General features: G+C 37.7%; 26 protein-coding genes. 7 read left to right on the forward strand and 19 right to left on the reverse strand.

The window, feature by feature from the left end:
• Positions 1–143: 143 nt before the first annotated feature.
• Positions 144–563 (forward strand): VF530 family DNA-binding protein, encoded by a 420-nt coding sequence (locus Q4489_RS09890; RefSeq protein WP_303479674.1) that lies wholly within the window; start codon positions 144–146, stop codon positions 561–563.
• A 39-nt stretch (positions 564–602) separates the two neighbouring features.
• On the opposite strand, the gene Q4489_RS09895 is transcribed toward Q4489_RS09890, so the two are convergent.
• Positions 603–1,571 carry a LysR family transcriptional regulator gene (locus tag Q4489_RS09895; protein WP_303479677.1) on the reverse strand — a complete coding sequence of 323 codons (969 nt, stop codon included), beginning with the start codon at positions 1,569–1,571 and terminating at the stop codon, positions 603–605.
• Positions 1,572–1,731: 160 nt separating this feature from the next.
• Here Q4489_RS09895 and Q4489_RS09900 point away from each other — a divergent pair, with 160 nt between their 5' ends.
• The 5 genes from Q4489_RS09900 to Q4489_RS09920 all read left to right on the forward strand — a co-directional run bounded on the left by Q4489_RS09900 (position 1,732) and on the right by Q4489_RS09920 (position 5,011).
• Complete coding sequence (locus Q4489_RS09900) at positions 1,732–2,943, forward strand: MFS transporter (protein WP_303479678.1); 1,212 nt, start codon at positions 1,732–1,734, stop codon at positions 2,941–2,943.
• A gap of 3 nt (positions 2,944–2,946) precedes the next feature.
• On the forward strand, positions 2,947–3,504 hold the full coding sequence (locus tag Q4489_RS09905) for a hypothetical protein (RefSeq protein ID WP_303479680.1): 558 nt from the start codon (positions 2,947–2,949) through the stop codon (positions 3,502–3,504).
• A gap of 71 nt (positions 3,505–3,575) precedes the next feature.
• The gene (locus Q4489_RS09910) at positions 3,576–3,908 is read left to right on the forward strand and encodes a hypothetical protein (protein ID WP_303479683.1); all 333 of its coding nucleotides are present in this window, start codon (positions 3,576–3,578) and stop codon (positions 3,906–3,908) included.
• On the forward strand, positions 3,901–4,524 hold the full coding sequence (locus tag Q4489_RS09915) for an SCO family protein (protein WP_303479684.1): 624 nt from the start codon (positions 3,901–3,903) through the stop codon (positions 4,522–4,524). Before Q4489_RS09910 ends, Q4489_RS09915 begins: the two co-directional genes overlap by 8 nt.
• 187 nt (positions 4,525–4,711) lie before the next feature.
• Complete coding sequence (locus tag Q4489_RS09920) at positions 4,712–5,011, forward strand: DUF6172 family protein (RefSeq protein WP_303479686.1); 300 nt, start codon at positions 4,712–4,714, stop codon at positions 5,009–5,011.
• Positions 5,012–5,084: 73 nt separating this feature from the next.
• Here Q4489_RS09920 and Q4489_RS09925 read toward each other — a convergent pair whose 3' ends face one another.
• The 18 genes from Q4489_RS09925 to sdhC form a co-directional block, all read right to left on the reverse strand.
• Positions 5,085–5,561 (reverse strand): nuclear transport factor 2 family protein, encoded by a 477-nt coding sequence (locus Q4489_RS09925; protein WP_303479688.1) that lies wholly within the window; start codon positions 5,559–5,561, stop codon positions 5,085–5,087.
• A gap of 43 nt (positions 5,562–5,604) precedes the next feature.
• Positions 5,605–6,819: a DUF418 domain-containing protein gene (locus tag Q4489_RS09930; protein WP_303479690.1), complete on the reverse strand. Its 1,215-nt coding sequence runs from the start codon at positions 6,817–6,819 to the stop codon at positions 5,605–5,607.
• Positions 6,820–6,951: 132 nt separating this feature from the next.
• Positions 6,952–8,112: an RNA polymerase sigma factor gene (locus Q4489_RS09935; protein ID WP_303479691.1), complete on the reverse strand. Its 1,161-nt coding sequence runs from the start codon at positions 8,110–8,112 to the stop codon at positions 6,952–6,954.
• Positions 8,109–8,987 (reverse strand): alpha/beta fold hydrolase, encoded by an 879-nt coding sequence (locus tag Q4489_RS09940; RefSeq protein ID WP_303479693.1) that lies wholly within the window; start codon positions 8,985–8,987, stop codon positions 8,109–8,111. Before Q4489_RS09940 ends, Q4489_RS09935 begins: the two co-directional genes overlap by 4 nt.
• 345 nt (positions 8,988–9,332) lie before the next feature.
• Positions 9,333–10,409 (reverse strand): tetratricopeptide repeat protein, encoded by a 1,077-nt coding sequence (locus Q4489_RS09945; RefSeq protein ID WP_303479696.1) that lies wholly within the window; start codon positions 10,407–10,409, stop codon positions 9,333–9,335.
• 316 nt (positions 10,410–10,725) lie between these two features.
• Positions 10,726–11,052, reverse strand: a complete 327-nt coding sequence (locus Q4489_RS09950; RefSeq protein ID WP_303479699.1) for a hypothetical protein — start codon at positions 11,050–11,052, stop codon at positions 10,726–10,728.
• Positions 11,053–11,262: 210 nt separating this feature from the next.
• Positions 11,263–11,451, reverse strand: coding sequence for a hypothetical protein (locus tag Q4489_RS09955; protein ID WP_074496585.1), 189 nt, complete (start codon positions 11,449–11,451; stop codon positions 11,263–11,265).
• A gap of 17 nt (positions 11,452–11,468) precedes the next feature.
• Positions 11,469–11,603, reverse strand: a complete 135-nt coding sequence (locus tag Q4489_RS09960) for a hypothetical protein (RefSeq protein WP_303479703.1) — start codon at positions 11,601–11,603, stop codon at positions 11,469–11,471.
• Positions 11,604–12,982: 1,379 nt separating this feature from the next.
• On the reverse strand, positions 12,983–13,384 hold the full coding sequence (locus Q4489_RS09965) for a hypothetical protein (protein ID WP_303479705.1): 402 nt from the start codon (positions 13,382–13,384) through the stop codon (positions 12,983–12,985).
• 162 nt (positions 13,385–13,546) lie between these two features.
• Positions 13,547–14,452, reverse strand: coding sequence for a hypothetical protein (locus Q4489_RS09970; RefSeq protein ID WP_303479707.1), 906 nt, complete (start codon positions 14,450–14,452; stop codon positions 13,547–13,549).
• A gap of 147 nt (positions 14,453–14,599) precedes the next feature.
• Complete coding sequence (gene sucD / locus Q4489_RS09975; protein WP_303479710.1) at positions 14,600–15,472, reverse strand: succinate--CoA ligase subunit alpha; 873 nt, start codon at positions 15,470–15,472, stop codon at positions 14,600–14,602.
• A complete protein-coding gene (gene sucC / locus Q4489_RS09980) occupies positions 15,472–16,638 on the reverse strand; it encodes an ADP-forming succinate--CoA ligase subunit beta (RefSeq protein WP_303479712.1) in 1,167 nt (388 codons plus the stop codon). Before sucC ends, sucD begins: the two co-directional genes overlap by 1 nt.
• A gap of 317 nt (positions 16,639–16,955) precedes the next feature.
• A complete protein-coding gene (gene odhB / locus Q4489_RS09985) occupies positions 16,956–18,476 on the reverse strand; it encodes a 2-oxoglutarate dehydrogenase complex dihydrolipoyllysine-residue succinyltransferase (RefSeq protein WP_303479714.1) in 1,521 nt (506 codons plus the stop codon).
• Between the two features lie 38 nt (positions 18,477–18,514).
• A complete protein-coding gene (locus tag Q4489_RS09990) occupies positions 18,515–21,322 on the reverse strand; it encodes a 2-oxoglutarate dehydrogenase E1 component (protein ID WP_303479715.1) in 2,808 nt (935 codons plus the stop codon).
• A 148-nt stretch (positions 21,323–21,470) separates the two neighbouring features.
• The gene (locus tag Q4489_RS09995) at positions 21,471–22,181 is read right to left on the reverse strand and encodes a succinate dehydrogenase iron-sulfur subunit (protein ID WP_074496592.1); all 711 of its coding nucleotides are present in this window, start codon (positions 22,179–22,181) and stop codon (positions 21,471–21,473) included.
• 12 nt (positions 22,182–22,193) lie between these two features.
• Positions 22,194–23,963 (reverse strand): succinate dehydrogenase flavoprotein subunit, encoded by a 1,770-nt coding sequence (gene sdhA / locus Q4489_RS10000; RefSeq protein WP_303479718.1) that lies wholly within the window; start codon positions 23,961–23,963, stop codon positions 22,194–22,196.
• Positions 23,964–24,311, reverse strand: coding sequence for a succinate dehydrogenase, hydrophobic membrane anchor protein (gene sdhD, locus Q4489_RS10005; RefSeq protein ID WP_074496594.1), 348 nt, complete (start codon positions 24,309–24,311; stop codon positions 23,964–23,966). It abuts the gene before it with no gap.
• A complete protein-coding gene (gene sdhC, locus Q4489_RS10010) occupies positions 24,305–24,679 on the reverse strand; it encodes a succinate dehydrogenase, cytochrome b556 subunit (RefSeq protein WP_074496595.1) in 375 nt (124 codons plus the stop codon). The genes sdhD and sdhC overlap by 7 nt, the downstream gene beginning before the upstream one ends.
• Positions 24,680–25,079: 400 nt before the next feature.
• Here sdhC and Q4489_RS10015 point away from each other — a divergent pair, with 400 nt between their 5' ends.
• Positions 25,080–26,366, forward strand: a complete 1,287-nt coding sequence (locus tag Q4489_RS10015; RefSeq protein WP_303479724.1) for a citrate synthase — start codon at positions 25,080–25,082, stop codon at positions 26,364–26,366.
• The last annotated feature ends 81 nt before the right edge of the window (positions 26,367–26,447 follow it).

The raw sequence follows: 26,447 nt of genomic DNA on the forward strand, positions 1-26,447 counted from the left end.
GCAGATATTAACCATATATCCTTCGGTTGGCAAAGTTAATATCTGCTTTTGTTAAAATTGAAAAAGAGTCCGTTTAAAGATATAAAAATACGCTAGCTTGAACTATACTTCGCGCACATCACGTAAGTAACTCGTTTATTTTTATGACCAACGAAAACCCATATCTAACCAATCCTTTACATGGAACAAGTTTAACGACAGTATTGAACGAAATTGTTGAGCACTATGGTTTCCCTTTACTTTATGCTTACCTCAACATTAACTGTTTTAATAAAAACCCTAGCATTATCGCCAGTGTTAAGTTTTTAAAGAAAACACAATGGGCGAGAGAGAAAGTAGAGTCATTCTACCTTTATCAATATAAGAATTTACCACGAGCAAGTGATCGTGAATTTGAAAAGCCACCACGTGAGCGTATTATTCCTCATGGCATTGTGGCTAAAGAGCCAGCTGAATTAAGTTTTGAAGACGCAGAAAACCTAAGAGTTAAACGTGCAGAGAAAACTAGGCAAAGAGCAACAAATAGAAGCTCTAATAAAGTAAATCCGTGGGGAAATTGTTGAAACGACACCAAAAGCATTCAACAACGTGATAAAAAACTGTCAGCTTTCATTCGTGAATGTAATCAGCGATGGCCAATTTTTGGCCCACGTATGATTAGCATTTTCATCCATACCTGCTAAATATTCCGTTAAAAAATCAATAAACACGCGAACCTTTGCCGGTAAAAAGTCGCGCTTTGGATAAATTACAAACACACCGCTTTCCGGTTGTGGTGCTCTATAGCAGGGATAAAGGGAAACAAGAGTACCATTTTGTAACCCTACCCTTGCTAGAAAATGTGGCAGTTGTGCAAAGCCTAAACCATCCATACACATATGGGCCATGGTTTCGCCGTCATCAGTGATATGACTTCGCTTCAATGCAAAGGGCAGATATTCACCCTGTTTATTAGGTAACAAAATAGGCTGGAGTTGTTGCGTTTCTTTTATACGAAAGCCTATCCATTGATGTTGATGAAAGTCTTCTGGACAATGAGGTGTGCCATGCGCTGCTAAATACTGTGGCGATGCACAGGTAAGAAAGTCCATTGGACTGATACACCTAGCTACCAAACGGCTATCTTTGATGTAACCAGTACGAATAGATAAATCTATATTATTCTCAATAATATCAATATGTAAGTCGTTAATTTCAAGCGATAGTTCTATTTCAGGATATCGCTCACAAAATGCGCTTAACAATGGTCGTAAATACAAATGTCCATAACAAACGGCAGCATTGATACAAAGCGTACCACTTGGCGTATCATTTGACTGTTTTAATTCATCTTCACAAATTGATAGCTCTTTGATCATTTTTCTTACGGTATGAGCATAACGTTTGCCGGCAGAAGTAATGCTTAATTTTCGTGTAGAGCGTTGAAATAAAGTTAATCCAAGTTGCAACTCAAGGCGACTAACCGCTTTGCTGACAGTAGAAGGGTCAGTATTACATGCTCTTGCTGCACCAGCGAAGCTTCCGTAGTCGCACGTAGCTAAAAAAATTTCTAAAGAACGCAGCTTATCCATTTACATACTTAAATCAATTGTTGATGCCATATACTAACAAGAAATAATCGTGAATAACATTCACGATACTTAGGGTATTCAAACTATTTTTCACTAGTTTCCTTTACATTAACATTACGTTTTTCATTATGCGTATGGATATATAGAAGGAAGACTATCGATGTATCTCCACCTAAAAAATTTGTTTAGAAACACATTATCTAGCTATTTTATACTTGCCTTTATAGCCATGACGGGACTTGCTTACATTAACTTTCTGCCTGGCGTAGTCAACGCACTAGTTGGTAATATTAACTACAGCAACGGAGAAGCAGGTCGGATTGTTTCGTCAAATAGTTATGGCGGTATTGTTGGCACTTTGCTCGCTATTTTTCTAGCACGATATTTAACATGGCGTGTGGCGATATTCATTTTTTTAACATTACTTATTCTCGTTGATTTAGGAACTTCATGGATTAACGGTTACCCGTTAATGGTTGGCTGGCGTTTTATTGCAGGTATTTTAGGTGGCATATGCACTGGGATAGCATTTTCAGTACTTGCACGTTTACAAAACCCAGATCGTGCGTTTGGTATTCTACTGTTTATCCAATTTTTTATCGGTTCTTTAGTGATTTCCATCTTACCAATGATAGAAAAAACAACAGGTTCATTCACAGTGTTTTATATCATGGCAAGTTTATCAATAGTCAGTATTCTACTATTACCACTCGCACCTAAGTTAACTAAAGTCGATAGCACACCCGTTTTGCCACCTCTTGCTATCAGTTTCAATAAAGAAGCATTGTTAATATTATTATCAATGTTACTTTATCAAAGCGCCGCCAGTGCTATTTATGCCTATGTTGGACTAATCGGTTTACACGCTAATATCGATCAAACACAGGTAAATTTGTATATTGCAGCAACAGGTTTACTGGGGCTATTGAGCGCATTACTACCTGTTTTCATCGGTAAACGTTTTGGTCGTACAACCCCACTATTGTTAGGAGTGATTGCATCAATAGTGGCTTCTATTTGCTTAGCAAAAATAACTAACTCTGTATTATTTATAACTGCCCTTACATTGCTGTTTTTTTCTTGGCCTGCAATATTGTCATATTTATTTGCAGTAAGCGCCGAATTAGATAAAAGCGGACAACTTTCAACAATTGCTGCCGTGGTTTCTTCAATTGGTATTGCAACAGGCCCCATGCTTGCTTCAATTTTAATCGATTATCGTAGTTTCTCAATCATGCTCTATTGCTGCGTCGTGTTATTTGTTTTCAGTGGTCTGTTTTTATATCACCCCGTTAAAAACAGAGACAGGGTCTCTAACACTCCCTTTGCTAAAACGACATTACACCATTTAACTTCCAATCAAAAAGGATAAGTCATGCTCCGCTATTTATGTAATAAGATGTTGTTATCAATGAAAAAAAGGTACGATTACGACGTGCAATATATGCAAGAAATATTGCACGAAGATTTCTCAGCTTATAGTAAATTCATGCTATTTCAAGCAATGGCTTCACATCAAGGAAGCATACCTGCAGAACCGTTATATGCAGCAAGAATTCGCGCTATTATATGGGATGATTGTGGTTCGTGTGCTCAGCTAGTCGTAAATATGGCCATAGAAGCAGGTATAAATCCTGACATCATTAAAGCAATCATCAATTACGACTTAAGTCATTTACCAACAGAAACAGCGCTAGTTATTCAGTTTACCGAGAAAGTACTAACTCACAACTTAGAAGCTGATGATATACGTGAACAAATAATAGCGTTATGGGGTAAAAAAGGTGCAATTGCCATCGCTTACGCCATCAGCTCATCTCGTGTTTATCCGACTCTAAAGTATGCATTAGGGTATGGAAAAACATGCAGTAAATTACAAGTTAACAATACCACTACAGTGCCAAAGCGTACGCTTACCTCGTTGCAGGAGTAATATGAATGAACGTTTTAATCATTTTGATAGCTACTCTGCTCGGTTTGTTTTCATTCGTAAACGGAATATTGATGACATTTTATCCCGAAACTTGGTATTGGCTTATACCAGGGGTACCTGAAAGAGGATCTTTCAATCAACACTTTGTTAGAGATATTGGCATCATTTACCAATTAATAGGCATCGCATTTATTTATGGAGCATTGTTTAAAAAAAATAGCGTAGATTTATGGCTAATTCCTACGCTATGGCTGGTTGGTCACGCAGTTTTTCACATTTGGGAAATCTTTGTTGGTATTTGTAACCCTGAAGCATTTATTGAAGATTTTGCAGGTGTAACTTTGCCTGCTTTAGTTGCCATAATGCTAACGTATTTAACACATAAAGTAGGTAAAAATGCATAATTGGGCTTTGATTATATTATTGTTAGTAGGTATATCAATTAGTATAGTCATTTCTATGTTTTCACCTATCGTAGGGACGAAAAGCTCTGTTAAATATTCAGCAATAAACTGGCTAGATAGCCCTCGTTTAATTAAAGAATTTGAACTAACGACTCTCGACAACACATACAATAACCAATCAATGTATGGTCATTGGACAATTATTGTCTTTGGATTTATTCAATGTGCAGATATTTGCCCAACCAGTTTATGGCAATTGTCTTTACTACAACAAGAACTTATAAAGCTCGGTATAGAGCAGCAAGTAAAGGTTGTTTTCGTATCTGTAGATCACGAGCGAGATACAATTGAAAGCATCAACCGTTATGTTCGTTATTTCAACCCTGCATTTATTGGAGCAACAGGAAAAAAACCGCATCTGACGGCGATAACATCAAGCTTAGGTGTTAGATTTAAGGTTTTAAAAAGTAGTTCAAGGTACACGGTTGCACACTCACTAATTTTTTCAGTTATCGGACCAAAAGGAAAGCTCATAGGAAGATTTATGCCTGGTTTTTCAACAACGGATACAGCTAACGCTTTACACAAAAAAATGAAAGTATCACTCTCTAAGTAATATTCAAACATAATACAATTATCAATTTCATCTTAACGGGCATAAGGCTAACTTCATTGACTAACTCATATTCAACAAAGATAAACGTTTTATAATCGCATATGAAACTAACTGCTCATTTCTATGTATGCTAGAATAGCAGGTTGTTAAGGTGAAAAACCTCGTAATTATTGCTTTAAGGTCCCACATGAAAAAAACGTTTTCTTTAGAACATGAAAAAATCAAAACACCGCGTCTGGTAGACGCGATAAAATTTGAAGTAAAAAAATATTTAAAACGAGAAAGAAATAAACAGCTTCCTACCGATGCTGATTACTGGGATTTTGATTGTAAATATGGGACAACAGAAGCCACCGCCGATATTATTCATGTGTCTCAATTGAACAAATCAATCGATCATGCTGCGGAAAATAACTTAACAAGTTTTTATATTGAAATACTCGCTAAACCTGGTTACAGAACAGCGAAAAGTAGTGGCGAAGAATAGCCACTATTTAAAAAACATGAACATTGACACTATCTCGGTTAATAAAGCTCCAACGTAGCGTCAATGAAATAATTTACTGTTTTAACGGCACATCATCAATGTTATTCCACATATCGAGATGCATGCGCCATTTACCATCAATTTTACGCCAAACAATAACATAAGCCCCACCAAACTTAACTTCCCTACCGTCTTGGTGTACTGACAGCCCCGAGTAATAACCAATATCACTGGCCATATTGCCTGCAATAATCAACTCTTTTGATTCCGTTTTATGCCGTTTTATTTGCCATTTATTATTCGGGTTTATTGTCCAAAAGTGACGTATAGCGTCAATGTCACTTTCAATTCTTTCATTAACATCGACAATCTTAGCTTCAGCACTGTAAATAGCCATAATCGTTTCAATATCGCCATCAACATATGCTTGAGAAAATGCTTTTGCTTGAGCAATTATTGCCTCTCGATCAGAGAGCTTATCATCGGCCAACGTTATTACGCTGCCCAACAACAAAAGTAACATGCTCAACCCTGTTAGTAGGTTTTTCATAATATACCTGCTTGTTAATGTTTGCTTGATCCCAATTCAATAGCTATTTTTTTAGTGGCTGTAACGAATTGTAGGTTAACGAGCGCATAACCCATTCAAATGGACCAAAGCGATAATGCTTCAACCAATATGTTGAGAAAACCAATTGAAACAGCCAAATAGCCAATACAACTGCAAACTGCTCAATTCGCTCAAGTGAACCATAAAGCCCAAATCCCCAACCATAGAAAATAATGCAACAAATAATCGTATGAGACAGATAGTTAGTCAACGCCATTCTACCCACATTAGCAAGCGCCTTTTGAAGCAAAACTAATATATTGCAACGAGAAAATACAAGTAAAAAGCACATGTATGAAAACGCCATTAAAATACTGCCCCAATAGTTATGTTGAATACCCAGGAACATCAATTCAAACTTCCAATTGAGTGCGAAGTTTTGTTCAAGTTCTACAACAATCGCAATTGTTGAGAGGATGAAACTTACACCACCAGCAATTAATAATGATTTTGTCGAAAAGCGTTGACCAAAAAAATTAATTTTATAAAGCGCAATACCAACAAACATGAGCCCCAAAATTCGTGGGATATAAAAAATGATGTTCGTTTGCATTTTTGCCGCCATGATACGACGTGCGTCCATCTGTTCGAGCCACGAACCACGATTGTTTAATAAGTCTTGCTGAATAAATTCATAGGTAGGCATCCACAATACTTTTACAGCATCTAAATCGGCTTGCTCCCAGTACGGTAAAGAAAAACCTGCAAACCACATAAGTAACGAACTTAAACTAATTAATATAAAGCCAGAAATAAATAATGATTTGGCTGATAGGTTACGTCCTAAATAAGCAAATGTTCCTGCAATTGCGTACGGAAACAAAATATCGCCAAACCAAAGCAAATATGCATGGGCAAGACCTACCACGGCTAAAATGAACATTCTTTTATAGTGAATTTTGCTCGCGTTTCCACCTTTTTTCACTATATGATCAGCCATTAGTATTATGCTACAGCCAAATAATAACGAGAATATTGTCATAAATTTTTGGTTAGCAAAAACATGTGAAAAATAGTAAACATAATAGTTAACACCCGTAAGGTCACCATAAACGGTAGGATTACTGTAGGCGGAAAAGGTCATTGCAAATGCTTGAATATTCATGATCAAAATACCCAATAAAGCAACACCACGAATAAGATCAATAGCAATTAAACGATCGCTAGTCTGTACAGGATGATGGGATTGATACTCCATGTAGTCCTCTTATAATTTCAAAGTAATATCCAATAGGTATAATAATGAAATACAAGGAAAATTTCTGATATTTTTTGTTGTTTTTTTGAAAAAAATTGTAAATAAACTAACACTCAATTGTTTTATTAAGGTTTAAAAAACATATTGAAAGCGGCCGCTTGTATACAGGCCATATATTAACCCTAATGTTCCTCCTCCTAAGCCAAGCAACCATCCTAGCTTATTACCCCATTTACTCAACTGTAATAATTTTGCACTTTTGCTGTTGTATTGCGCTTGATTGCACAAATTCGTATGCGTTATTTTGTTAGCCGCTTGAATATTTATGTACAAACCAACTAAAAATATAGAATAGGTTACAACAGGCATTAACCAACCATTTGTAAAATGATAACTCAAAACAAAACACAAACAGGTCAACGCGATTACCACATTACTTTTATGTTTTAATTGATTGAGCTTTCTCACATCTTCTTGATTATCGATGTGTTTTTTCATGTAATTCATCATTAGTGTATTGGTAACAATAGCAATAATACCGCCCAATGCTGCGCCGCCTAAACTGAGTAAAAACTTACTAAACCAATGACTTTGTTTAGTTGCTATAGCCATAGTAAAAGTGCTCGCAGCAATTGGCGCTGATGTTGTTGCTGTAATAGCAAATAAAGACACTAAACCTATTGGCGCAGTAGCAAAAATAACCTCACCATATTTTGCAAGCACATCTGACTTTAGCTGCAGTCGAACGCGTTGCAAACGTTTCCGAACGGTTGATTCAGTAAGCCCTAACAGGTTAGCTACCGCTTTACTGTTATGCTCCTCACGGTAGTAAAGTAAAACGATTTCACGGCTTTCATCCGGCAGCTGATCAAGTAAATGACAGATAAGCTCACTTTGCTGCTGTTTGATGAGCTGTGTATCAATTTGGTGTTGCTCATCGCAAACCTTATCTAATAAAATGTCTAAGGCATCTTCATCTTGAAGTATCTCTCGATTAATTCTGTTATCTCTAACAAAATTAATTGCGGTGTAGCGTGTAATTTGTCGTATCCACGGCAATACACTGTCATTATTTTTTAACTGTTTGATTTGCTGCCATACTTTAATAAACACTAATTGACTAACATCGTGGCTGTCTTGTATATTTTTAGTTATATTCAAAGCGATAGCTGAAACAGTATTGGCAACCTTACTCACTAACGTTTGAAAAGCATCTTTATCGCCATTCTTAGCCAGTTCAACATAATGAATTAGTTCGTTAGTGAGATCTGAATGATAACTTTTAACACTCATTTCCATGCCTCAACTTGATTTACTATCGTTTGCGTTAACCATTCAGGCTCATCCCACATTAAAAAGTGACGCCCATTATTATTCATAACGAGACTTGCTTGAGAAGCTAGTGATAATTGGTCGGCATATAATTCTTTTAATAATGTTTGTTGCGCCCTATCGGTAAAACCACCTGCCGCACCTATTAATAATACCGGCGTGTGAAGTTTATCTAATTGCGAGCGTAAATCAGTTGTCATTACTGCGTAAATAGTGCTTCCTGCTGTAATGGGGTCTGATTTTCCTGCCATATCAAGCAAGTGCTGATATTTTTCTTTCAATTTCGTTTGTATAGTAATGCCTTGTTTTGTCATACGTTTAATTTGTGCTGGCGTTGCCCGTTGGTACATGCCTTTTGCAGAATTAGCTTGATACGAAAGGTCTTCAACTGTTGTTTCATTACTTCTTGTAAATACAGGGCCGATAAATGGCAAACCATCGACAGAAATAGCACCAGCTAAATTTAACCCTTTAACTAATGCTAACTGGATTGACATTAATCCTCCCATACTATGACCCACCATAATAGGTTTTTGTAGCTTATTGTCGTGAATGTAATCTTTTATCTGTTGGAAGGCTTGCTGATAAATACTATCAGCTTTACTACAAGCTTTATTTTTGCCAAAGCCTGCAATCGCTAATTGATGTACTTGATAGTGCTTTTCAAGTTCGCTTGCAACCTCTTGCCAAACCGTTTCATCACTAACAAAGCCAGGCAGTAATAAAATTGGTTGGCCTGTACCTGATATTTTAGAAACAATACACGTGTCTGCATTCGCATGCGATGCTGATACACTAAGTAACAAGGTAAGTAAAAATAATAAAATAGGTTTCATGGTTTTTCTCTTTATTGATTAAGTTACTTACTAAGTCACCATGAAAAGTTAAAGTGTGACATCTTTTTTAAGATTATTTTTTATTAAAAATGAATAACCCGCGTTTAGTAAAAGAGATAAAGAAATTTTCAAGTATTTAGGAGTACTCAACAATTTTAATAAACGTCATATAACATGTAATAAGTAGAACCAATTTCTAACAAAAAATATACTTGCGGTACAAGTTCAGTTGATGATAGAACATTAAGAAATCATTAAACCAACTAACTACAGTTAAGTGAATTGACTAACATCGCCAAAAGAAATCAAATATATCCAAATGTATTACTTTTACTGCGATACACTTTAATAAATAGAAAATGACGTGCCGGAGTCTTTTAACGCTTGATAAAAATCATCTATTTGGCACTGTTCTTCCATTTGACAAATCACGCGATATTTTTCAATGGCAGGTTGATACCCTTGTAATGCTGCTTTAAATAGCCAATTAACCGCAGTTTCAATATCTCTTTTTCCTTCAATGCCGGTTATATATAGTTCAGCCAAATGAGTTTGCCCAGGAGCATAGCCTAATTCTGCCGATTGCTTTAATAACACAAAGGCTTTTTCGAACCTATCTTCTAGATAAGTTGTTTTCAAAAAAGCCATCGCTTGAGTATTTTGTCGCTTTCCTGGTATGTAACGCCATTCTTGTTCAACTATTTCAGGCTCAGTAACAACATGCCCGCCAATCATATACGCCGATCTATTTCGGCCAATGTAATTAAGCTCAGGTCTAATAACACGATAAATAAAGCCTTGCTGAAATAGCTGATTTAATTGCGTATAAGAAAAGTGATGCCTTTTTTTCTCGAAATAATCATCACTTACCGTATGTCCTAGGCTAACACCATTACTTAGTGTAGATTTTTGCGGGTAATAGTAATTTCCATAGACAAGAGAAACCGCTCCTCCGGTAATATCAACAACTTTTGCAACACGATACTTTTGATGAGGACGAAAATCTCCGACAGCATTTTGGTAATCTAAATAATAAAAGTCATTCACTTTAGGTGCATCAATATTCGTTTGACTTTGACGGACATGTAGCTGTTCGTCAGAAAAGTAGAAGCTTAAGAATAAAACAATAAGGAAACTGCCGGTAAAGGTACTTAATAATCGTAACTTATTAAAGAACGCTAAAGCAAAGTTTGAAAAAATTAACGCTAAATCTGTTGAATTACGAGGGATATCAACAATATTTTGGCATTGTAAACAATGAACCTGGGTATTTCGCTTAATTGGCACTATGGGTAAATATTCGAGAAAATAATAGCCATAAGTAACTATCGAATTAACACGGTGTGTTTGACCACCACAGTTAGCACAGTGCAATTTATCTGTCGTGCCTAAGCAAAATGTCGACTCTCGGTAATCCATCATTTTATCCGTTATTATTATTCACTATTATTTTATAGCATTCGTTTATAAATCAAACAAGTACATATACTAACTTTTTCGTAGTTTCGATTAAAAACTCAATACATAAAGCCTATTTCTTTAAAAATACAGGTGAATTCGTTAAGACGTTACTAGAAAATAAGATTACTTCACTTGAAATAATCTTATGTAGGAAGCTATCAATATCGCGATGATAGCCGCAGCATGTCAGCAGGAATAACAACCTTTCCCACTGACAACTCGCGTAGTGTTGAACTTAGTTAGCACTTGATATGAAGTTTTTCAATTCAACGATAAGCTATTTTAGCACTTTAGCACGTGCAAGTTTAAAGGTACAAAATGCTAGTATAAATGCAATAATCCCCCGCGGAGCGGGATTAGTAAAATCTAAAGCATTTGCAGCTTTATAAGGAATTGCCAAGTCGATCATTAACCATCGGCTATATGCTGTAGTTGTATCTAGCATGGATGGAGCATTAGGAAAACTATACTCACCAACAAAAAACCAACAAAGAGCTTGTACGCTCAAAAACACGACTGCAGTTAACAAAAGCGCATGAGGTAACGAAAACCTTGGTTTGCACATCATTTCCATTGCTTCACGTTGATCAATTGCTTTATTCATCTTCTTGTACATCCATTATTTTAGACACCTATTTAGCCTAGCAATTTTGATCAAACAGTCCAATGAAGTCAAAGAATAAATGGGGTCAGGTTCAATTTAGGTTTAAGTTGTACCTGACCCCATTAACGATTTTAACAAGTGAAAACATTACTGCTGACGATTAAACACCAACTTTAAAATGAAAATAAGTTAAAGCTCTTTTTAGGAGCCTTAACTTTTAGACGTTAAAATATGATATGAAATTTTAGTCCAAATTATCAAGGCAACACCTGCTAATAGTACTAAAAGTAAGCCTTTCAAGTTACTCTTATCAAAAACAGTTGGAATAGCATAAATACTATAAAGAATGATTAAACTATAAAAAGTCAGGATAACACTTAGTGCCAATACTTTTTTCATATCCTTCTCCTAAAGTATCAATTAAACAACCAGTCTCCAATAGCTTGTCCCGCGTAATAAGAACCCACGACAGCTACTGTTACAACACCTAAACCTGAAGCAGTATAAGCAGCACCCGCCAATATCCCGCCACCAATAGTTAATAACATCATTTTTACTCACACCGCCGTTTACATGCTTAACGTCCTTATTTGTTAACACTTTCATAACTTATTCTTTTGAGACTAATTTTCATATATTGAAATATGGTTATCCATTTGACATGTCTAGACTTCATCGAAAATTTAGCAGACATTTACTGTATGATCTTTTAACAAAAGGAAAACTTTAGCGCACACCTGTAACTAGTTGATTTTTATTAACTTTAAAAGATTGTATAAATGTAGTAAAAATATTGTGTAGTAGCTCCTTTGAGCTTACTACTATTAAATGCAAAAAGTGGGTATAAAACTTAGAACATATGGTTGTTCATATGAAGGAGGTTTACTAAATAATTCGAAATCATTGTCAACCATGGCTCAGCTTGACTGCTCTTTTCTCAAATCATCAACTTACTCCCTGAGTCGGGAAATGGTAAAAACTGCGCGGCTCGTTTCTATAACAAATAAAAGCAATTACACAAAAGTAAACACGAAATGAGAACGAAGCACTTATCTGCTTTGAAAAATGTTGAATGAATAATCAAAATCAGCTATTGCTAGCAGAATACCAGCAAAGCTAAGTAGCATAGGATTATGATTTAAGAAAAAGCATTTGCAAGCAGCGCAAGGATTTTCAAAGAGGGTTTGCGTGAACCCACTTTGAGTGCCGTCGCCACTGCGACAATATGACCATAAAAGAAAACTAATCCATAAAGTATTTAACCTGAAACTATATGCCCTTTTAAAGTTAACTGGTGAAATTCTTTTGATATAAGTGTTTTAATTAACATTAATTGTCGGTGTGCCGACAGCACGCAAAGGGGAAATAACACCAGTTTCTCCCTTGCAACCCCCTCGGTGCCCAAACAGCGGAATACTTTGTTAAACAACTAGCGTAAACCTCGATACCTGCCGAATGCTCGTCCCTGCGCACGGCAGCCCTCAACATCCATGTCTCGGCTCGAGGCTTACCCCTGCTAGTCATTAAACAAACCGCTGACATGGGAAATAGTTAAAACTGCCCTACTCATTTCTATAGTTAACTACGAAGACAAAAAATAGACAAATTACAGCGAAATTAATCACCAAACGAGAACGAAGCATTGACTCTGCTTGAACAAACGCTGAAATAAAGAAAAGTGTTCACGTATGTTCATCAGGGGTGATGAACAAAGCGCTGTCGGCGCAAGGACGCACCATCAGCGCTGTTACGTCGAAAATACTTTTATGAATGTAAGGTTAAGTTTGTTAGCAGCGCCGTGGGAGTCCAGAGGGAGGCAGGCGTTAGCCTCCCTTTGGGTCAAGTCGCGACCGCGACAATATAATATAATGCTAAACGAATCTAGAAAGTATTTAACAAGAAAAAATCAAACGCTCTGACCCCATTGATTTTACTTAAATTGTTTTCCAACAGCTTCCTTCGACGCTTCATGTACCAAATTATCAATTTTTAATTCGATACTTTTAATAACTTTAGGGTTAGTTGTTTGTGACATTAACTTTTTCAAACACCTAATTTTTCTATTATATTTCCAATCGAGTAATTTTAAGCTTAATTCAAAACTAACTAAAGAAAGTATGAAAGTAAAAACATAAGTAAGAATACCTGCGTATATAGAAATATGCGCGTCTGATAAAAATGCTTTTAAAAAATCTGATTCATCTAATGATTTACTGTAAGTTAGCAAAGTATAAGTAAATGCTGCGGTCAAAGAAGCTCCACCGAAAACATCCCGTTTGCCAATAGTTGACTTTTGGTAGTTACTCATACACCCCTTTTCTGCACTCTTCAATGATTTCCCAAAGTGGATCATTTTTTTCTAAAAGCAAAGTTTCTTTAAACGAAGAACCGTCTTTCAGGTTAATAGTCAAATTCACTTTTTTAGTTTTAAATCTATATATAATTAGCGGCAGAATATACGCAACGCAGACCAGTATAACTACAATAAGAAATATCATAATAAATCTCTTTGTCGCTTTTCAGATGGGATATGATTAGTTACTTCAATTATCGTATATATAGTGGATAAATTTCCAGTATATTTTTTCTTTTCTTTAATCCAAGTTCCTTTCAATTCCAAAATATCATCTTTAGAAAATTTTTCGTGATTTGTAGCAACAGCTTGTAAAAAGTCTGGATCAACTATTACCGCAGAAAACGACTCTAAAGGATTAGATACAGAAACAAATTTCCATTTTGACGATGGGTTATAAGAAAGATCTTCCGCATAAAAAAGCCCTTCAACTTTTCCTGTATCTACGATTTCCCTATGTTTTCTCGCAACTAAAAGGCTATTTTTTTCTTTTTTTAAAATTTTTATTTCATCGAAACTATTATCAAGAGTAGATATTGTCAGTTCTTCAATCCCTTCTTCATTCAACGGTGTAACTAAATCACTAAGAGCCTTTCTAATCTTTTCATTTGTTAATAATGCACATTGAAGATCGTTAATTATAACTGGCTTGTTATCTATTTCGACAGCGTAACCATCATCAACTTCTGAAATAACAATATCGGCACTATTTATAGAAATACTTTTTATAATATCAATTACTTTTGAAATTGCTTGATTTACAAGGTTAGTATTATTTGAAGAGTCAATACGAATTTGTTGCTCTTGCTCTTTATTAAAAATTTTGAATAACCACCACAGGGAGCCTTCTTGAAACCCACCTTCAATAAAGATTTCTGTTTCTACATTATGTTTATGCAGCTTATTTAATTCTTTGTATGCTTCTTTGTATAAAGTATCAATAGCATTAATACTAGTTGAAACAGACTTAGCATTCATTTGGTGTTTTACTAAGTTCTCATTTTTCCCATCATAGTGAACCTTCAATGTTCCATCATCTACTATCATATAACTCTGAATACTTATTATTAATATAAACAATAATTTGCATTAAAAATACTTAAGTGTCAACTTGATTGAACTTATTACCAACCATAAAAAAACCCGCTAGTTAGCAGGTTTTTATCAAGAACTCAGTTTGCAATCAAAAGCCGATTACCAACCCGCTTTCTCTTTAAGTGCAGAACCGATATCAGCTAGTGAACGAACTGTTTTAACACCAGCCGCTTCAAGAGCAGCAAATTTCTCGTCAGCAGTACCTTTACCACCAGCGATGATTGCGCCAGCATGACCCATACGCTTACCTGGAGGAGCCGTAACACCAGCGATGTAAGAAACTACAGGCTTAGTTACATTTTCTTTGATGTACTCAGCAGCTTCTTCTTCAGCAGTACCACCAATTTCACCAATCATAACGATTGCTTCAGTTTGAGGGTCGTTTTGGAACATTTCCAATACGTCGATGAAGTTAGTACCTGGGATTGGGTCACCACCAATACCAACACATGTTGATTGACCAAAACCAGCGTCAGTTGTTTGCTTAACTGCTTCGTAAGTTAATGTACCTGAACGAGATACAATACCTACTTTACCTGGCTTGTGGATGTGACCTGGCATGATACCGATCTTAGTTTCACCTGGCGTGATCACACCTGGACAGTTAGGACCAATCATACGAACGCCAGTTTCTTCAAGCTTCACTTTAACGTCAAGCATGTCTAACGTAGGGATACCTTCAGTGATAGTAACGATTAATTCGATACCAGCATCGATAGCTTCTAAGATAGCGTCTTTACAAAATGGAGCAGGAACGTAAATTACTGTCGCTGTTGCGCCAGTTGCTTCAACTGCTTCACGTACTGTGTTGAACACAGGAAGACCTAGGTGAGTTTGACCGCCTTTACCTGGTGATACACCACCAACCATTTGCGTTCCGTATTCAATCGCTTGCTCTGAGTGGAAAGTACCTTGACCACCAGTGAAACCTTGACAGATAACTTTAGTATCTTTGTTAATTAATACAGACATTATTTGCCCTCCGCAGCAGCAACAACTTTCGTTGCAGCGTCAGTTAAAGATTCAGCAGCGATGATAGCTAAACCTGAGTTAGCTAAAACTTCACGACCAGCTTCAGCATTCGTACCTTCTAAACGTACAACTACTGGTACTTCAACACCTACTTCTTTAACAGCACCGATAATACCTTCAGCAATCATGTCACAACGTACAATACCACCAAAAATGTTAACTAATACCGCTTTTACGTTATCATCAGAAAGGATAATTTTAAATGCTTCTGATACACGCTCTTTAGTTGCACCGCCACCAACATCTAAGAAGTTAGCTGGCTTACCACCGTGTAAATTAACAATATCCATTGTACCCATTGCTAGGCCAGCACCGTTAACCATACAACCAACGTTACCATCTAACGCTACGTAGTTTAATTCCCATTGTGCTGCATGCGCTTCACGCTCATCTTCTTGAGATGGATCGTGGAAACCACGGATCTTAGCTTGACGGTATAAAGCATTTGAATCTACACCAATTTTGCCGTCAAGACAGTGAAGATTACCTTCATCAGTAATAACTAATGGGTTGATTTCTAATAAAGCGAAATCATGATCAATAAACATGTTGCCAAGGCCCATGAAGATCTTAACGAACTGCTTCATTTGAGTAGGATTCAAACCTAATTTGAAACCTAATTCACGCGCTTGGTAACCTTGAGGCCCCACTAATGGATCAATTGCAGCTTTGTGAATTAAGTGTGGTGTTTCCTCAGCAACTGTTTCGATGTCTACACCGCCTTCAGTTGATGCCATGAACACAACACGACGAGTACCACGGTCAACAACCGCACCTAAATATAGTTCATTGGCAATATCAGTACAGCTTTCTACTAAAATTTTAGCAACTGGCTGACCGTTTGCATCTGTTTGATAAGTAACTAAGTTCTTACCTAACCAATGTTGTGCGAACTCTTTGATTTCGTCTTTAGTTTTAACTAGCTTAACACCGCCAGCTTTACCACGGCCACCAGCGTGAACTTGTGCCTTAACTACCCACATATTGCCGCCAATTTTGTCAGCAGCTTCAGCAGCTTCTTGAGGGGTATCGCACGCGAAACCTTCAGAAACTGGTAAACCATATTCAGCGAATAATTGTTTCGCTTGATACTCATGCAAATTCATGGTGTTTTTCCACTTATCTGTAAATGAAGAGGTAACGATTTTTTAATCTATCATTACCATCGAAAAGTCGACCGATTATAGTACAAAAGCTCTAAAGAGCAAACCCCTTAGAAGCTATACTATAGTCTAGATTATGAGTTTTTTTGTTTATTGCTCAATCATTTTGCCAAAAATACGTTTCATAAATGTTAATAAAAATAACATGCTTTTCGCGAGGCTGCGTTTTATGTACATTTACGACAAAACATTGCAATCAATACAAAAAAACCGCTCAGTATAGAGCGGTTTTTACTATAGGTATAACCATAGGTTATTCTTTAAACGTCTAATAATAAACGTGTAGGATCTTCTAACAATTCTTTAATTGTTACTAAGAAACCAACAGATTCTTTACCATCAATTAAACGGTGATCATACGATAACGCTAAATACATCATAGGTAGTATTTCTACTTTACCATCAACCGCCATTGGACGGTCTTGGATTTTATGCATACCTAAAATAGCTGTTTGCGGTAAGTTGATGATTGGCGTTGATAACAATGAGCCAAATACACCACCATTAGTGATTGTGAAGTTACCACCTTGCATATCATCCATGCTCAACTTTCCATCACGACCTTTAATTGCAAGGGCTTTAATGCCTTTTTCAATACCAGCCATGCTAAGTTGATCAGCGTCACGTAATACGGGTGTAACCAAACCACGAGGCGTAGATACAGCAATAGAAATATCAAAGAAGTTATGATAAACAATATCATCACCATCAAGTGACGCATTAACTGCAGGGAATCGTTTTAACGCTTCTGTTACTGCTTTAACGTAAAAAGACATAAAGCCTAAACGCGTATCATGTGTTTTTTCAAACACTTCTTTGTATTGCTTACGAAGATCCATAATTGGCTTCATGTTCACTTCGTTAAACGTCGTCAACATTGCTGTTGAATTTTTCGCTTCAAGTAAACGGTTAGCAATCGTTTTACGTAAACGCGTCATTGGTACACGTTTCTGAGTACGTTCACCTAATGCACTTGTTTGCGGTGTAACAGCCGCTGGAGATGATTTAGCAACTGGTGCAGGTTTGTTAACCGCAGCTTCAACATCTTCTTTAGTAATTCTGCCGCCTTTACCAGTACCTTTAACATCGCTAGCAGATAAACCTTTTTCCGTCATCAAACGACGAACAGAAGGACTAGCAACATCATCACCTGATTCTGTTGATTCTTCATTAGACGATTCAGATGTTTTTGCAGCTGAAGCACCTGACATCATTTCAGCAATTTTCTGCTGACCTAATACCGTATCGCCTTCAGCGTGAATGATTTTCCCCATCACACCATCAGATGTTGCTGGTACTTCAAGAACCACTTTATCTGTTTCGATATCAACTAATACTTGGTCACGTGATACAGAATCACCTTCTGAAACATGCCATGTGGCAATCGTCGCATCAGCAACTGACTCGGGTAGAACAGGTACAACAATATCTTGTGCTTCACCTTTTGAAGAGGCATCTTTTTCATCAGTGCTACTTTTAGTGTCACTTTGCTTATCTTCAGAAGATTCTTCTTTAGCAGGCTTATCTTTAGATGCTTTTGCATCACCTGCCTCAATAATAGCAATCACTTGTTCGCCAAGCACTGTTGCACCTTCGCCTTCACGAATTTCACTGATTACACCGTCAGATGTAGCAGGCACTTCTAACACTACTTTATCAGTTTCTATTTCAACTAATACTTGGTCACGAGAAACACTATCGCCTTCCTGAACGTGCCAAGTAGCTACTGTCGCATCAGCAACTGATTCTGGTAATACTGGAACCTTAATTTCGGTTGTCATTCATTTATTCCTTACAATCTCTTAACCACAACAATGGTCTACTTAGCGTTTAGCGCGTCATTAACTAGCGCTTGTTGTTCTTTAACATGGACAGACATATAACCAACAGCCGGTGCAGCAGAAGCCTTACGGCCAGCATATGTCAAATAAGTTCCATCAGGTATTGCTTGTCTAAAGTGGTGCTGTGAACAATACCAAGCACCTTGGTTTTGAGGTTCTTCCTGACACCAAACAAACTGTTTAACATGTTGATATTGTTCTAACTCAACTGCTAATTCTTTTTCTGGGAACGGATATAATTGCTCTATACGAATAATTGCAACATTCGTTTGTTCGTTCTTACGGCGTTGCTCTAGTAATTCGTAGTACACTTTACCACTACAAAACACAACACGATCAACATCTTTAGCAATAATATCGTCGTCTATTTCACCAATTACATTTTGGAATACACCCGTGGCCAGATCATCTAAAGATGAAACAGCTAATGAATGACGTAAAAGTGATTTTGGTGACATAACAATCAGTGGACGACGCATTGGTCGCACAACCTGACGACGAAGCATATTAAATACTTGAGCCGGTGTTGAAGGTACACATACCTGCATATTATGATCAGCACACAACTGTAAAAATCGTTCTAAACGTGCCGATGAATGCTCTGGTCCTTGCCCTTCATAACCATGTGGTAGCAACATGGTTAAACCACATAACCTACCCCATTTTTGTTCACCTGAAGAGATAAACTGATCAAAAACCACTTGCGCACAGTTTGCAAAGTCACCGAATTGTGCTTCCCAAACAGTTAAGCCGTTTGGTTCAGCAGTGGTGTAACCATATTCAAATGCTAATACAGATACTTCTGAAAGCACCGAATCATACACATTAAAAGGTCCTTGATCTTCACTGATGTTTTGTAACGGATAGTAAACACTTGCATCTTTTTGATTATGTAGTGCAGCATGACGATGGAAAAATGTGCCACGTGCTGAATCTTGACCAGTAATTCGTACCCGCTGTCCATCTTTTACAATTGCAGCATAAGCAAGGTTTTCTGCAAAGCCCCAATCAAGTAGCTTTTCACCATTAGCCATCTTCTTGCGATCATCATAAATTTTCTTTACACGAGAATTCAAAGAATGATCATCTGGATATGAAGCTACCTTATCAGCCAATGCTTTTATTTCATCATGTGGAATTGATGCATCATATTCATCATCCCAGTCATGCTCTAAAAACGGTGACCAATCAACAGAATGTTCTGTCATTGGACGGTATTGTTCCACCGTACATTGCCCTTCATCAAGCAAAGTGCGGTAATATTCAGCTAACTCGTTAGCGCGTTCTATTTTAACGCTGCCTTCTTCATCTAGCTGATTTGCATACATTTGGCGTGGTGTTGGATGCTGTTTAACCTTTTGATACATTAAAGGTTGTGTGGCATTCGGTTCATCCGCTTCATTATGGCCATGACGGCGGTAACATACTAAATCAATTACCACATCACGCTTAAATTTGTTTCTAAAATCTAAAGCTATTTGTGTAGCTAAGATCACAGCTTCAGGGTCATCACCATTAACATGAAAAATTGGTGCCTGAACCATTTTCGCAATTTCGGTACAGTATTCACCGCTACGTGTATCCGCTTGGTTTGACGTAGTAAAGCCAACTTGGTTATTCACCACGATGCGAATACTACCACCTACTTTAAATGCACGAGCTTGTGACATATTAAAGGTTTCTTGAACGACGCCTTGCCCTGCAATTGCTGAATCACCGTGGATAGTAATAGGTAATACTAGATCACCTTCATTACACTTACGACGATCTAAACGTGCTCGTACTGAGCCCATTACGACAGGGTTAACAATTTCAAGATGTGAAGGGTTAAACGCAAGCGCTAAATGAACATTGCCACCTGGTGTAACAAAATCTGAAGAGTAGCCCATGTGATACTTCACATCACCAGAACCAACTAAATCATCATGTTTGCCGGCAAATTCATCAAATAATTTTGACGGGTTTTTACCCATCACATTTACCAGTACGTTTAACCGACCACGGTGAGCCATACCAAACACAACTTCTTTAGTGCCATGAGTGCCTGCACGAGTGATTAATTCTTTAAGCATTGGAATAAGTGAGTCACCTCCTTCCAATGAAAAGCGTTTCGCACCAGGGAATTTTGCACCAAGGTATTTTTCTAAACCATCGGCAGCAATGAGGCCTTTAAGCACTTCTTCTTTTTGAGAAACTGACAATTGAGCTTTAGACTGTACCGATTCTAAACGCTGTTGTAACCAACGCTTTTCTTCGGTAGAGGTCATGTGCATATACTCTGCACCTATTGACCCGCAATAGGTCTTGCTTAGTGCTTTGTATAAGTCACCTAACTTCATTTGCTCTTGTCCGCAAGCAAATGAACCGACATTAAACTCACGATCAAAGTCATTTTCTGATAATTCGTGGTGAGAAAGTTGTAAATCACGAACTTTCTCTCGCTTCCATAGGCCTAACGGGTCTATGTTAGCATTTTGATGTCCACGGAAACGGAATGCATTAATAAGTTGCAGTACTTTTACCTGCTTTGCATCACTACCGCCTGACACAACAACTGTTTTATGAGCCTGCTTAGCAAGTTCACGAAATTCATCTCGAATTTCAGAATGACGATATTCGACCTCTGCACCTTCGATTTTAGGTAAATCGTCAAATACAGCACGCCACTCTTCTGAAACAGATTGCGAATTATCTAAATAAGATTCATATAGTTCTTCTATATAAGCAGTGTTCGCACCGCTTAAATGGGAAGACTCTAGCCAAGCCTTCATTACACCTTCTGGCATTGCCTGATCCTTGAATAGGGTTGAAGCAATTAAAAAATAAATAATAACGAATTAAATGTCTATTAGACTATAGCCTAATTTCTATAAAAATCATTAATATCCCTGACAAAAGCAAGGCATATTGCATATGCAATATGCCTTTATTTTTTTACACTGCGCGTGATAGTAGCATCGACTTAATATGGCCGATTGCTTTCGTTGGGTTTAACCCTTTTGGACACACATCAACACAGTTCATAATGCCATGACAACGAAATACGCTGTAAGCATCTTGTAAATCATCTAAACGTTCATCTGTTGCTGTATCACGGCTATCAATTAAAAATCGATATGCGTGTAACAAGCCTGCTGGACCGACAAATTTATCAGGATTCCACCAGAACGATGGGCATGATGTTGAACAACAGGCACACAAGATACATTCATATAATCCATCAAGCTTTTCACGCTCTTCGATCGTTTGTAAATGTTCTCTGGCTGGTTGTTCTTTGCCATCGTTAATTAAATAAGGCTTAATTTTTTCATATTGGTTATAAAATTGTGTCATGTCTATAACCAAATCACGTACTACCGGTAAACCTGGTAATGGGCGTAAAACAATCTTACTTGCTTTTACAGCCGATAAAGGTGTAATACAGGCAAGACCATTTTTACCATTCATGTTTAAACCGTCAGAACCACAAACACCTTCACGACACGAACGACGGAAAGACAATGTTGAATCTTGCTCTTTGAGCAAAATTAACGCGTCTAAAACCATCATGTCTGAGCCTTCTGGTATTTCTAGCTCATAATCCTTCATATAAGGGGCATTATCAACATCAGGGTTGTAACGGTAAATAGAAAATACTTGTTTCATCGTTAATGCTCCTTAGTACGTGCGAGCTTTCGGCGGGAAAGCTTCACGGTGAACGGGGGCCATGTTTACTTGACGCTTTGACATATCTTCAGTGTCTGGCGAGTAAATAGAATGACATAACCAGTTTTCGTCATCACGTTCAGTGAAATCTTGACGAGCATGTGCACCACGAGACTCAGTACGGAAGTTAGCAGCCTTAGCAGAGCAAAAAGCCGTTTCCATTAAGTTATCTAACTCTAAACACTCTATACGTTGAGTGTTAAACTCAGATGATTTATCGTCTAACTTCGCATGCTTAAGGCGTTCACGAATTTCCGTTAATTCCTTCATACCTTGTGCCATTGCTTCACCTTCTCTAAACACAGAGAAATTTAATTGCATGCACTGCTGAAGGTCTTTACGAATTTGAGTCGGATCTTCACCTGTTGTTGATGATTCCCAACGGTTAAAGCGTGCAAGTGCAGCATCTAAATCAGAATCAGACGCTTCTTTACCAAAGGCAGAACCCGCTAGGTATTCACCTAAGAAATTACCCGCAGCACGACCAAATACCACTAGGTCAAGCAATGAATTACCACCTAAACGGTTGGCACCATGTACTGATACATTGGCAATTTCACCAACAGCAAATAAACCTTCAATGATAACGTCTTCACCCGTTTCAGGGTTGAAACTGATTGCCTGACCATTAACATTACAAGGCACACCGCCCATTTGGTAATGACATGTTGGAATAACAGGAATTGGTTCTTCTGCTGGATCAACGTGAGCAAATGTTTTAGATAAATCACAAACACCAGGTAGGCGTTGATTTAACGTTTCACGGCCAAGGTGATCTAGTTTAAGTTTAATATGTGGACCCCACGGGCCATCACAACCACGACCTTCACGGATCTCAGTCATCATAGAGCGTGCAACAACATCACGACCCGCTAAATCTTTAGCGTTTGGTGCGTAACGTTCCATAAAGCGTTCACCGTCTTTATTCAATAGGTAACCACCTTCACCACGACAACCTTCTGTCACCAATACACCAGCACCAGCAATACCCGTTGGGTGGAATTGCCACATTTCCATATCTTGCATTTGCACACCAGCACGGAGTGACATGCCAACACCATCACCGGTATTAATATGAGCATTGGTTGTTGATGCGAAAATACGACCAGCACCACCAGTAGCTAATACGGTTGCGCGTGCTTTAAAGTAACACACTTCACCAGATTCAATATCTATTGCAGTAGCACCTACAACCGCACCGTCACTGTTTTTAACTAAATCTAATGCATACCATTCAGAAAAAACGTTTGTTTTGTTTTTTACATTCTGTTGGTATAAGCAGTGTAACAAGGCATGGCCTGTTCTATCAGCTGCTGCTGCAGTTCGCGCGGCTTGTTCACCACCGAAGTTTTTAGATTGTCCACCGAAAGGACGTTGATACACTTTGCCGTTCTCAAATCGAGAAAACGGTAAGCCCATCTTTTCCAATTCAATAATAGATTCAGGGCCAGTTTTACACATATATTCAATTGCGTCTTGGTCGCCGATATAATCAGAACCTTTCACAGTGTCGTACATATGTTGTTCCCAGTGATCTTCATGCGCATTACCAAGCGCAACAGTAATACCACCTTGAGCAGATACTGTATGAGAACGAGTAGGGAAAACTTTTGAAATCAAAGCACAACTTTTGCCTGATTCCGATATTGCGAGTGCAGCACGCATGCCAGCACCGCCTGCGCCAATAACGATGGCGTCAAATTCACGAACTGATACGCTCACTTACACACCCCACACTGTTAAGAAGCCGGCTACTAAATAAGCAAGTAGCAATACGGCAAATAAAAATTGTAATAATCCACGCAAAAACGCTGGTTTGACATAATCAGAAAGCACTTGCCAAACACCAATCCATGCATGAACTAATAAGGCAAAAAGCGCTAAAACAGTGAAGACTTTTGTACACAGGTTATTGAAAAAACCTTGCCAAATATCGAAAGTTACTTCAGGTGTTATAACGAAAAAACCTAATAGGTAAAGAGTATAAGCGGCCAGTAGCACAGCGCTTGCACGTAATAAAATAAAATCATGGACGCCTGAACGGCCCACAGTAGCTGCGTTATTTACCATAAACGAACTCCAAATACGACAGTTAATACTAACCAAAGAGCAATGATAAGTTTGGCACTAGCAATTCCTGACGCTTTCTCTTCAAAATGCCCAAGATCCATCAATAAATGACGAATACCACCAAGCAAATGGTATAGAAGCGCGGAAATAATACCGATTATGATTAATTTAAAGAAAACACCATCAAGCAATGCTTTTACTTGCGCGAAGCCATCTGCAGAAGTTAATGATAAGGATAATGTCCACAATAAAATACCGATAGCAAATACCATAATCACACCTGAGATACGGTGTAAAATGGATGCATGTGCTGCCGAATGCATTTTTATCGTAGTTAAATCTAGGTTTACAGGACGTTGTTTTTTCACGATTGTTGCCTAAGTGCTCTTTTAGAGCCTTCAACTTTCTTTTTTTGTTACCCATTTTTACGATATAAATGAATAACCCCCCAACGATCTTAGTCAAAAAACTAAAAACTTTCCTTGTTTGTAGAACTTTTACTCAGATCAACGTGATTATATAGCTCTAAATTTTTAATTACAATTTTCTTACCCGAGATTTTTCCTTGTTTTTAAGGGCTTGCGCCTATTTTTTAATCGATAACAAATAATCATATGACTTTAGTCTAATCTTATAACAATTAAATTGACTTTTGGGGGGTGTTTTGAAGTAGAATACGGCGCAGTTTTATATTCATAAAAACTGATTATCTTTTCATTCTATAATTATCAGATGATCAGAAAACGAATTAAATAGGGGATAAAACATATGGCTGAATCAAAAGCCACTCTTAGTATTGATGGCAAACAAATTGCCGAATTACCAGTACTTGAAGGTACTGCAGGCAATCCTGTTATCGATATTCGCACTTTAGGCAGTGCAGGCTACTTCACTTACGACCCAGGTTTTTTAGCTACGGCTTCTTGTGAATCAGCAATTACCTTTATCGATGGCGGTAAAGGTGTATTACAACATCGTGGATATGCAATTGACGACCTAGCAAAAGAAGCAGACTATTTAGAAGTTTGCTACACATTGCTAAATGGTGAGCTACCAACAGAAGCGCAATATAACGAATTTAAAGACATTATTACTAACCACACAATGGTGCACGAGAAGTTAGCACACTTCTTCCAAGGTTTTTTACCTGATGCGCATCCAATGGCGATGGTTTGTGGTGTTGTTGGCGCTCTATCTTCATTCTACCACAGTGACTTAGATATTAATGATCGTGTACAGCGTATGCGCAGTGCACATCGTTTGATTGCCAAAATGCCAACTATTGCGGCAATGGCGTACAAATATAGTATTGGTCAACCTTTTGTTTATCCTAGAAATGACCTAACTTATGCTGAAAACTTCCTTCACATGTTGTTTTCAGTACCTGCAGAAGAATATAAAGTAAGCCCTACGCTTGCTCGCGCAATGGATCGCATCTTCACGCTACATGCTGATCATGAACAAAACGCTTCTACTTCTACTGTACGTTTAGCAGGTTCTTCTGGCGCAAACCCTTATGCATGTATTGCTGCAGGTGTTGCTTCACTATGGGGCCCTGCACATGGCGGAGCTAATGAAGCGTGTCTAAACATGCTAGAAGAAATTGGCGACTTGAGCCGTGTTGACGAATTTGTTGCACGTGCTAAAGATAAAAATGACTCATTCCGTTTAATGGGCTTTGGTCATCGTGTGTATAAGAATTTCGACCCACGCGCAACTGTAATGCGTGATACTTGCCACGAAGTACTAAACGAATTAGGTGTTAAGGACCCGCTATTAGACGTAGCCATGGCACTAGAAAAAGTCGCATTAGAAGACCCATATTTCATTGAGAAGAAATTATATCCAAACGTTGATTTCTACTCAGGCATTATTTTAAAAGCAATCGGTATTCCAACAAATATGTTTACGGTTATTTTCGCTATGTCGCGTACCGTAGGTTGGATTGCACATTGGGATGAAATGTTAGGTCAACCAGGACAGAAAATTGGTCGTCCTCGTCAAAACTATGTTGGCGATATCAACCGTGAATTTAAAGCATTGTCTGAAAGATAATGTCATTTATTGTTACGTAAAAGGGAGCTTCATGCTCCCTTTTTTTATCTCATAAACGCCAAAAATCAAACACCTATTTGA

The organism is Thalassotalea sp. 1_MG-2023, from assembly GCF_030546745.1.
In the GTDB taxonomy this organism is placed as follows: domain Bacteria; phylum Pseudomonadota; class Gammaproteobacteria; order Enterobacterales; family Alteromonadaceae; genus Thalassotalea_C.